Source organism: Arthrobacter sp. Dra40 (assembly GCF_059091905.1).
The window spans coordinates 1-7,816 of the sequence record NZ_JBNHHB010000228.1 but is presented as its reverse complement, the minus strand read 5'-3'; the positions used below and the strand labels follow the sequence as shown (position 1 = coordinate 7,816).

Genomic DNA, 7,816 nt, shown 5'->3' with positions numbered 1-7,816 from the left:
TACATCACCGGACGGGCCTTCTTCCGGCACCTTGAGCTGCAGGTGGGACCGGGCGTGTTCGTGCCGCGCCCGGAGACCGAAACCGTCGCCCAGCACGCCGTCGACCGCGCGCGGGCCCTGCCGGCCGCCAAGGTCGTGGACCTGGGCACCGGTTCCGGCGCGATCGCCGCCGCCGTCGCGAGCGAGGTGCCCGGCGCCGCCGTCTTCGCGGTGGAGCTGAGCGAGCTCGCGCACGCCTGGGCCGAACGGAACCTGGCGCCGCTGGGCGTCACACTGCTGAGGGAAGACCTGCGCACGGCGCTGTCCGCACACGACGGAACCTTCGACGTCGTCGTCTCCAATCCGCCGTACATCCCCGCGGAAGCCGTCCCGCGCGAGCCCGAGGTCGCCGACCACGACCCGCAGATGGCCCTCTACGGCGGGGGAGCGGACGGCATGGACCTGCCGGCGGCCACCGCGGCCACGGCTGCGCGGCTGCTGAAACCCGGCGGCTATTTCATCATGGAGCATGCCGAAGTCCAGGCTGCCGCCGTGCTGTCCCTGCTGAACTCTGCGCAATGCTGGCGCCAGGTCACCACGGAGTACGATCTGACCGGGCGCGAGCGGGCCACGTCGGCTGTTCGGTTATGAGAATGGAACAATGAAACTGTGAGCACTACCTTCAACTGCACCGACGCCGCAGAACGCAGCGAGGGACTGGCGGCAGCACAGGCTGCCATCGCCGACCGCCTGTGTGTGGTCATGCCGACGGACACGGTCTACGGAATCGCTGCCGACGCCTTCTCTCCGCAGGCCGTAGCCACGCTGCTCGCGGCCAAGGGCCGCGGACGCAAGATGCCTCCGCCGGTGCTGGTGCCGCGGCCGCAGACCATGGATGGACTCGCCACCGAGGTGAGTGAGGAAGCCCGTGCCCTCGCCGATGCCTTTTGGCCGGGCGGGCTGACACTGATTTTCCGCGCGCAGCCGTCGCTGACCTGGGATCTGGGCGAAACCAAAGGCACCGTAGCCCTGCGCATGCCCGACGACGAGCTGGCGCTGGAGCTGCTGGCAGCTACCGGACCGCTGGCCGTGTCCTCAGCAAACCGCACCGGCCAGCCCTCTGCGCAGACCGCTGCCCAGGCCATGGAGCAGCTGGCCGAGTCAGTGGACGTCTACCTGGAAGACGGCTTCCGTCCCGTTGGCGGCACGACGGCGGTGCCCTCCACGATTGTCGATTGCACCTCGAGCACCCTGAAGGTGGTACGCGAAGGCACGATCAGCCTGGCGACCTTGCGCACTGTTGTGCCGGGCGTCCTGGGACTGGGAGAGACTGTAGAAGCATGACCCACGATTCGGCTCTTTCCAACGGCAAGACGGCCAGCAGCGACCGCGCCCTGTGGCTCTGGTCGCAGATCCTGCTGGACTCCCTGGCCTGGGTCGTGGCCATCGTTCTGGCAGTTTTCCTGCGGTACGAAATGGCGCTCAGTCCTGCCAAGGTTCCCGGCATCATTCTGCTCTGTGCGCTGGCGATTGCGGCCCAGGTAGCCGTTGGGTCGGCCTTCGCGCTTTACAAGGGCCGCTACAGTTTTGGCAGCTTCCACGAGGCCAAACTGCTGGTCATGGTGACCATCTCGGTTTCGGTGATCCTGACCGTCGGCCTGCTGCTGTTTGGCATCTCGCTGGGCATCGCCCGCGGCACCGGACTGATTGCCTTCCCCTTCGCCTGCCTGTTCATGGCGGCGGTGCGCTACCTGAAGCGGATGTATGTCGAAAGCAAAGCCAAACCGGGCGAACAGGCTGAGCGGACCCTGATCTACGGGGCAGGGTTCGTCGGCAACAACATCGTGACCCGGATGAGCAACGACCCGGCCTCGCCCTGGCTGCCGGTGGGCCTCATCGACGACGATCCGGCCAAGAAGCACCTGCGCATTGCCTCGGTTCCGGTCCTGGGCCGCATGGAAGACCTGCCGGAGATCGCGCACCGCACCGGGGCAACCGTGCTGCTGGTGGCGATCGCGGACATCGACTCTGCACAGATGCGACAGATCTCCGACAGCATTGCCGGCCGGAACATGCGGGTGCTGGTGGTACCGCCGCTGAAGGAAATGCTCACCGGCCGGCAGGACTTCTCCTTCCGCGAGGTGGCCATCGAAGACCTCATCGGACGCCAGCCGGTGGACATCCATGTCGAAGAAATCGCCCACTATGTCACCGGCAAGCGCGTGCTGGTCACGGGCGCCGGCGGCTCCATCGGTTCGGAGCTGTGCCGCCAGATCCACGCCTTCCAACCGGCTGAACTGATCATGCTGGACCGTGACGAGAGCGGACTGCAGGGCACGCAGATTTCGATCACCGGCCAGGGTCTGCTCACGGGCAAAGACACAGTTCTCGCTGATATCCGCGACGCCGCCACCCTCGAAGCGATCTTCCTGGACCGCAAGCCGGAAGTGGTGTTCCACGCTGCCGCCCTCAAACACGTGTCCCTGCTGGAGCAGTACCCGGAGGAAGCCTGGAAGACCAACGTGCTCGGGTCGCGGAATGTGCTGCGTGCCGCCCGCGCCGCACGAGTGACCACCTTCGTCAACGTCTCCACGGACAAGGCGGCCAACCCCACCACGGTTTTGGGCCACTCCAAGCGAGTGGCCGAAAAACTGACGGCATGGGTGGCGCAGCAGACCGGACAGAAGTATGTGTCCGTGCGGTTCGGCAACGTGCTGGGCAGCCGGGGGTCGGTTCTGCCGCTGTTCAGCGAACAGATCCGCAAGGGTGGTCCGGTCACGGTTACCGACGCCGCAGCCACCAGGTTCTTCATGACGATTCCGGAAGCCTGCCAGCTGGTGATCCAAGCCGGCGCCATTGGCAGCGGCGGGGAAGTGCTGATACTGGACATGGGCGAACCGGTGAAGATTCTGGACGTTGCCCAGCGCATGATCGCAATGTCGGGCAAAGACGTGGAGATCGTCTTCACCGGACTGCGCCCTGGCGAGAAACTGCACGAAGACCTGATCGGGGAAGGCGAAACCGATTCCCGGCCCCTGCATCCGAAGATCTCGCATGCCTCGATCGACGGCCTGGACCCGGACCGGATGAGCCTGGCGGAGTGGAAGAGCCGGCAGGACCTGGTCTCGGTATCCACCGGCGCCATGGATATCGTTTCTGCCGCGATCGCTGCCGACGACGAACTTGAGGCCGGACTCAAGGCCGACGGGCGGGAGCGGACCTCGTGACCGCAGCCGTGGTGGCCGTTGCGGCGGCGCTTTTGGTGAGCCTGCTGCTGCCGTTCGCGCTGATCCCGCTGCTGAAGCGGCTCGGCGTGCTGGATGTGCCGAACGAACGGTCCTCGCACACCCGCGTCGTCGTTCGCGGCGTCGGCATTACGGTGGCGGCCGGACTGTTGGCAGGTCTTGTGATTGCGGCGTTTGGGGGCGCCGTCGCGGCTCCGCAGCTGTTGCTCGCGGTCGCCGGGGTTGCCGCCGCGGCGGCGCTGCTGGGCTGGGTCGAAGACTTCCGCGGGCTTTCCATCCGCGGACGGGCCGCGCTGCAGCTGGGCATCGGAGCAGGCGGTACCGCATTGGCCATCGGACTCACCGGCCAGACCTGGTGGTGGCTGCCGCTGGGTGCCCTGGCGCTGGCCGCCTACATTAACATCGCCAACTTCATGGACGGCATTAACGGGATTTCCGGACTGCACGGCACTGCCGTGGGACTGATGTTCGCCGGCACCGGGGCGGCCACCGGCCATAACTGGCTGGTGGTCGGCGGGACCGTGCTGGCGGCGGCGTTTGTGGCGTTCCTGCCGTGGAATCTGGGCCGGGGCAATGTCTTCCTGGGCGACGTCGGCAGCTACCTTTTGGGAGCAGGCCTGGCCATGCTGGGGATCACCGCCTTTCTGGACGGCGTGCAGGCCGAGTACCTGTTGGGGCCGGTGGCCATCTATCTCGCCGACACCTTGGCCACGTTGCTTCGCCGGATCAGCGCGGGGGAGCGGTGGTATGCCCCGCACCGCCAGCACGCCTACCAGCGGCTGACGGACGTGGGCTTCAGCCATGTGCAGTCGGCGCTGCTGGTGACGGCCTGTTCCCTGCTGACCGGTTTCTGCGGCTACCTGGCGGCCGAATCCTCCCTCGCGGGCAAGGTAGCCGCCGTCGCCGCGTGCGCGGCCGTCGTGGTTTTCTATCTGCGCGCGCCGATGCTCTTTAGCCGCCGGCCATCAAATGCCGCAGGACCTGCAGCGTAACAGCGGTCCGGGAGTCGTGGCCCAGTTCTATCTCATGTAGAATTGATCCGGCCGGTTCCGGCCCACCACAGCGACCGAACGGACAGCAATGAGCGCTTCCCGCCACGACGGCAATACTGCCGCTGGCACAGCTGTCAATGCATCCGGCCCCACCCGGTCGCCGTGGCTAAAGATCCTGCGCACCTCCTTGGTCGCCAGCGGCGCAGTCGCCGTGCTGATCATGGCGGTTGCGGCGGTAACCGCGGGCGGGCAAGGCGCCTTGAGCGCCCTGCTCGGCGCGGCGCTGGTCATCCTGTTCTTCGGCATCAGCCTGCTCGTGGGCCACTTCGTGGGCCGGTCGAATCCGTCCGGTGCCATCGGTGCGTTCATCGCCGCCTACGTGCTGAAGGTGGTGGGTTTTGGAGCAGCGCTCTTTATCCTTGGCACCCCGGACTGGCTCGAGCGCACATGGTTCTTCGTTGCGGCGGTTGCCACGGTGGTGGTCTGGCAGGCGGCTGAGGTGTTCGCTTTTTCGCGCACGCGCCATCAGCTGTACTCCGATCCCGAGGGCGAGCCTGCGGCTGGCCGCCGGCAACCGAAGGGGGAGGCCGAACATGGCAAGTAAAGGATCCTCCGGCCCTGCGGGGAGCGGTTCCGGGGACGACTCCACCTACCGAGGCGGCAACACCGTCCTCACCTATATCCTTGGCGGGATCATCGCCTGGGGTTTGGTAGGCTGGGGGTTGGACTATCTGTTGGATACCCGCTGGCTGATTTTCGTCGGTGCCGTTCTGGGCGCTGGAGGCGGATATTATCTGGCCCGCTCACACAAACTCACGCGCGGCGCTCGACGCCGCCATGAGGACGGCCCGGGGGACCACACCTGAATGTCAGAAAACTTTATATGGTGGCCTGCCTTGATGGCGACCCACCCTGAAACGCCCAAAGATGGACACTGCAGAGAGGAAACGCGTTGATCGCGCTTGCGCTTCCGGCGGCCGCTGATGAAGGTGGCTTCGTCCCACCGAGCCTCGAAGATATGCATCTACCGGAGATTCTCCCGTGGATGGCCCCGTACGGTGAGGGTTTCGGCAAGCAGATGCTGCTGGTGCTGCTGTCCGTCGCACTTATTTCCTGGTTCTTCATTGCCGCCTCCCGCCGCCGCCAGCTTGTCCCGGGCAAGCTGCAGCACCTGGGTGAACTGAGCTACAACTTCGTCCGCAACTCCGTGGGCAAGGACATCATCGGTGAGCGCGATTTCAGGCCGTTCGTCCCGCTGCTGATGGCACTGTTCTTCTTCATCCTGGTGAACAACCTCTTCGGTTCCATCCCGCTGTTGCAGCTGCCGACTCCGTCGCACGTGGGCACCGCCTACGCCCTGGCCGGCGTCGTCTACATCACCTGGATTGTCCTGGGCATCAGGAAGCACGGCATCGGCTACTTCAAGCTTGCCGTTGTTCCCAGCGGTGTACCGAAGGCGATCCTTCCGCTGGTCGTGCTCATTGAGATCATCTCCACCTTCCTGGTCCGCCCGGTCACGCACAGCCTCCGTCTGTTCGCCACCATGCTGGCCGGTCACCTGATCATCATGCTGGCTGCCGCCGGCTCGGAATTCCTGCTGATGGATGCCGACTTCTGGTTCAAGCCGCTGGGCATCCTCACCCTCGCCGGCGGCGTGGGCATGTACTTCTTCGAAATCCTGATCCAGGTCCTGCAGGCGTACGTGTTCGTGCTGCTGACCGCGATCTACATCCAAGGCTCACTGGCCGAGGAACACTAAATTTCCCCACTGGGGAAGAACCTGAACCAACAACCTGCCCCCTGGGCATCTTGAAAGGAAAATAATGGAAGGCAATATCAACCTCGTCGGTTACGGTCTCTCCGCCATCGGCGGTGCCATCGGTGTGGGCCTCGTGTTCGCTGCTTACATCAATGGCGTTGCCCGCCAGCCCGAGGCACAGCGCGTGCTGCAGCCGATCGCATTCCTGGGTCTGGCGCTGACTGAAGCACTGGCCATCCTCGGTCTGGTGTTCGCGTTCGTCCTCTAATCAGGGCAACGCGGACCATCCACACCGAGTAGATAGGACGGGTGAGATATGAATCAGGTAATGATCCTCGCCGCCGCGGAGGGTGCTAACCCTCTGATCCCTAACATCTGGGAAATCGTCGTCACGCTGATCGGCTTCGGGATTCTCATGTACATCGTCGGAAAGTTCGTCGTTCCGGCGTTCGAGAAGACGTATGCAGAGCGCACCGAAGCCATCGAGGGCGGGATCGCCAAGGCCGAGGCCGCCCAGGCCGAAGCCAGCGCTGCGTTGGACGAGTACAAGCAGCAGTTGATGGACGCCCGGGCAGAGGCCAACCGCATCCGCGAGGACGCCCGCGCCGAAGGCGCCCAGATCCTGGCGGAGCTGAAGGAAAAGGCGCAGGCCGAGGCAGCACGCATCAGCGAGCAGGCCCAGGTCCAGATTGACGCCGAGCGTCAGGCTGCCGTGACTTCGCTGCGCAGCGAAGTCGGCTCCCTGGCAACCGAACTGGCTGGCAAGATTGTCGGTGAGGCGCTGAACGACGATGAGCGTGCTGCCCGCGTCGTGGACCGCTTCCTCGCCGATCTTGAGTCTCAGAGTGCAGGTGCTGCTAAATAATGGCCGGTGTATCGAGCGAGTCACTGAAAGCGGCACAGCAGGAGCTGGAGGCTAAGCTTCCCACCGCTTCGCTGTCCCTGGCAGAGGAACTCTTTGGGATCCTTGGCCTGCTGGACAGCAATGCCGGACTGCGCCGCGCCCTGACCGATCCGGCGCGCGACAGCAGCGAGAAGGCCGAATTGTTCGGCCGTCTCCTGGAGGGGAAGGTCTCGGCAGATGCCCGGGACATCGTCACCTCGCTGGCTGCCTCGCGCTGGGCCTCTGCGCGCGATATCGGGGACGCCTTGGAGACCCTGGCGGCCACCACGGCTGTCGCCGTTGCAGAAAAGGGCCAGGGGATTGACGGACTCGAAGGTCTGGAGAGCGACCTGTTCGCGTTCAACCGCATTGTCGGGTCGGACCACGACCTGCAGCGCGCCTTGGTTGAACCCCAGGCTTCGGAAGAAGCCAGAACGGCACTGGCACAGAAGCTGGTGCCGGCCGCGGGTCCCGCAGCCCAGCTGCTGATCCGGCAGGCGGTGTCCGCTCCGCGCGGCATTAAGCCGTCGGCCTTGGTAGAGCGGTTTATCCAGCTGGTGGCCAAGCGCCAGCAGCGCTGGATCGCCGAGGTCAGCGTTACCCGTCCGCTGACCGGCGAGCAGGCGTCCCGTCTGCAGGCCGGCCTCAACCGGCTGTACGGCCGCGAGCTGCGGATGCACGTCAATGTCGATCCGCGACTGGTTGGCGGCGTGCGGGTCATGGTCGGGGACGAGGTCGTGGACGCGTCCGTGATCTCCCGCCTGGCTGAACTCCGCCGGAGTCTCACGGTGTAGTTTCCTCACGGAGACTGGGACCGGAAGCCTCACACAGACTGAATTACACACCGGTCGTCGCGCACCACGCGATGATCACAAACACAGGAGAGCAGGGACTGCAGATGGCCGAATTGACCATCAACGCCGACGACGTCCGCAATGCGCTGAACGAGTTCGCGGCG

9 protein-coding genes and 1 pseudogene are annotated in these 7,816 nt (G+C 65.2%); all 10 read left to right on the top strand.

Annotated elements, in window-relative coordinates; all coding sequences use genetic code 11:
- Positions 1 to 630 (top strand): peptide chain release factor N(5)-glutamine methyltransferase (gene prmC / locus AC5RWT_RS32110; RefSeq protein ID WP_494083754.1); only part of this gene is annotated, 630 nt, incomplete at its 5' end.
- An 18-nt stretch (positions 631 to 648) separates the two neighbouring features.
- Positions 649 to 1,308, top strand: a pseudogene (locus AC5RWT_RS32105) (L-threonylcarbamoyladenylate synthase); the annotation flags it as partial.
- Between the two features lie 11 nt (positions 1,309 to 1,319).
- Positions 1,320 to 3,206: a polysaccharide biosynthesis protein gene (locus AC5RWT_RS32100; RefSeq protein ID WP_494083753.1), complete on the top strand. Its 1,887-nt coding sequence runs from the start codon at positions 1,320 to 1,322 to the stop codon at positions 3,204 to 3,206.
- Positions 3,203 to 4,216 (top strand): MraY family glycosyltransferase, encoded by a 1,014-nt coding sequence (locus AC5RWT_RS32095; protein WP_494083752.1) that lies wholly within the window; start codon positions 3,203 to 3,205, stop codon positions 4,214 to 4,216. The genes AC5RWT_RS32100 and AC5RWT_RS32095 overlap by 4 nt, the downstream gene beginning before the upstream one ends.
- A gap of 88 nt (positions 4,217 to 4,304) precedes the next feature.
- Positions 4,305 to 4,820, top strand: a complete 516-nt coding sequence (locus AC5RWT_RS32090; protein WP_494083751.1) for a Cg1360 family ATP-synthase-associated protein — start codon at positions 4,305 to 4,307, stop codon at positions 4,818 to 4,820.
- A complete protein-coding gene (locus AC5RWT_RS32085; RefSeq protein WP_494083750.1) occupies positions 4,810 to 5,082 on the top strand; it encodes a hypothetical protein in 273 nt (90 codons plus the stop codon). The genes AC5RWT_RS32090 and AC5RWT_RS32085 overlap by 11 nt, the downstream gene beginning before the upstream one ends.
- An 86-nt stretch (positions 5,083 to 5,168) precedes the next feature.
- Positions 5,169 to 5,975, top strand: a complete 807-nt coding sequence (atpB, locus tag AC5RWT_RS32080; protein WP_493966162.1) for a F0F1 ATP synthase subunit A — start codon at positions 5,169 to 5,171, stop codon at positions 5,973 to 5,975.
- A gap of 64 nt (positions 5,976 to 6,039) precedes the next feature.
- A complete protein-coding gene (gene atpE / locus AC5RWT_RS32075; protein WP_074701684.1) occupies positions 6,040 to 6,243 on the top strand; it encodes an ATP synthase F0 subunit C in 204 nt (67 codons plus the stop codon).
- A 48-nt stretch (positions 6,244 to 6,291) separates the two neighbouring features.
- The gene (locus tag AC5RWT_RS32070; RefSeq protein WP_494083749.1) at positions 6,292 to 6,840 is read left to right on the top strand and encodes a F0F1 ATP synthase subunit B; all 549 of its coding nucleotides are present in this window, start codon (positions 6,292 to 6,294) and stop codon (positions 6,838 to 6,840) included.
- Positions 6,840 to 7,652 carry a F0F1 ATP synthase subunit delta gene (locus AC5RWT_RS32065; protein WP_494083748.1) on the top strand — a complete coding sequence of 271 codons (813 nt, stop codon included), beginning with the start codon at positions 6,840 to 6,842 and terminating at the stop codon, positions 7,650 to 7,652. The genes AC5RWT_RS32070 and AC5RWT_RS32065 overlap by 1 nt, the downstream gene beginning before the upstream one ends.
- Positions 7,653 to 7,816 lie beyond the last annotated feature (164 nt).

Coding starts and splice junctions, on each gene's coding strand:
- AC5RWT_RS32065 (WP_494083748.1), top strand. CDS start 6,840: ATGGCCGGTGTATCGAGCGAGTCACTGAAAGCGGCACAGCAGGAGCTG.
- AC5RWT_RS32085 (WP_494083750.1), top strand. CDS start 4,810: ATGGCAAGTAAAGGATCCTCCGGCCCTGCGGGGAGCGGTTCCGGGGAC.
- AC5RWT_RS32070 (WP_494083749.1), top strand. CDS start 6,292: ATGAATCAGGTAATGATCCTCGCCGCCGCGGAGGGTGCTAACCCTCTG.
- AC5RWT_RS32100 (WP_494083753.1), top strand. CDS start 1,320: ATGACCCACGATTCGGCTCTTTCCAACGGCAAGACGGCCAGCAGCGAC.
- atpE (WP_074701684.1), top strand. CDS start 6,040: ATGGAAGGCAATATCAACCTCGTCGGTTACGGTCTCTCCGCCATCGGC.
- AC5RWT_RS32090 (WP_494083751.1), top strand. CDS start 4,305: ATGAGCGCTTCCCGCCACGACGGCAATACTGCCGCTGGCACAGCTGTC.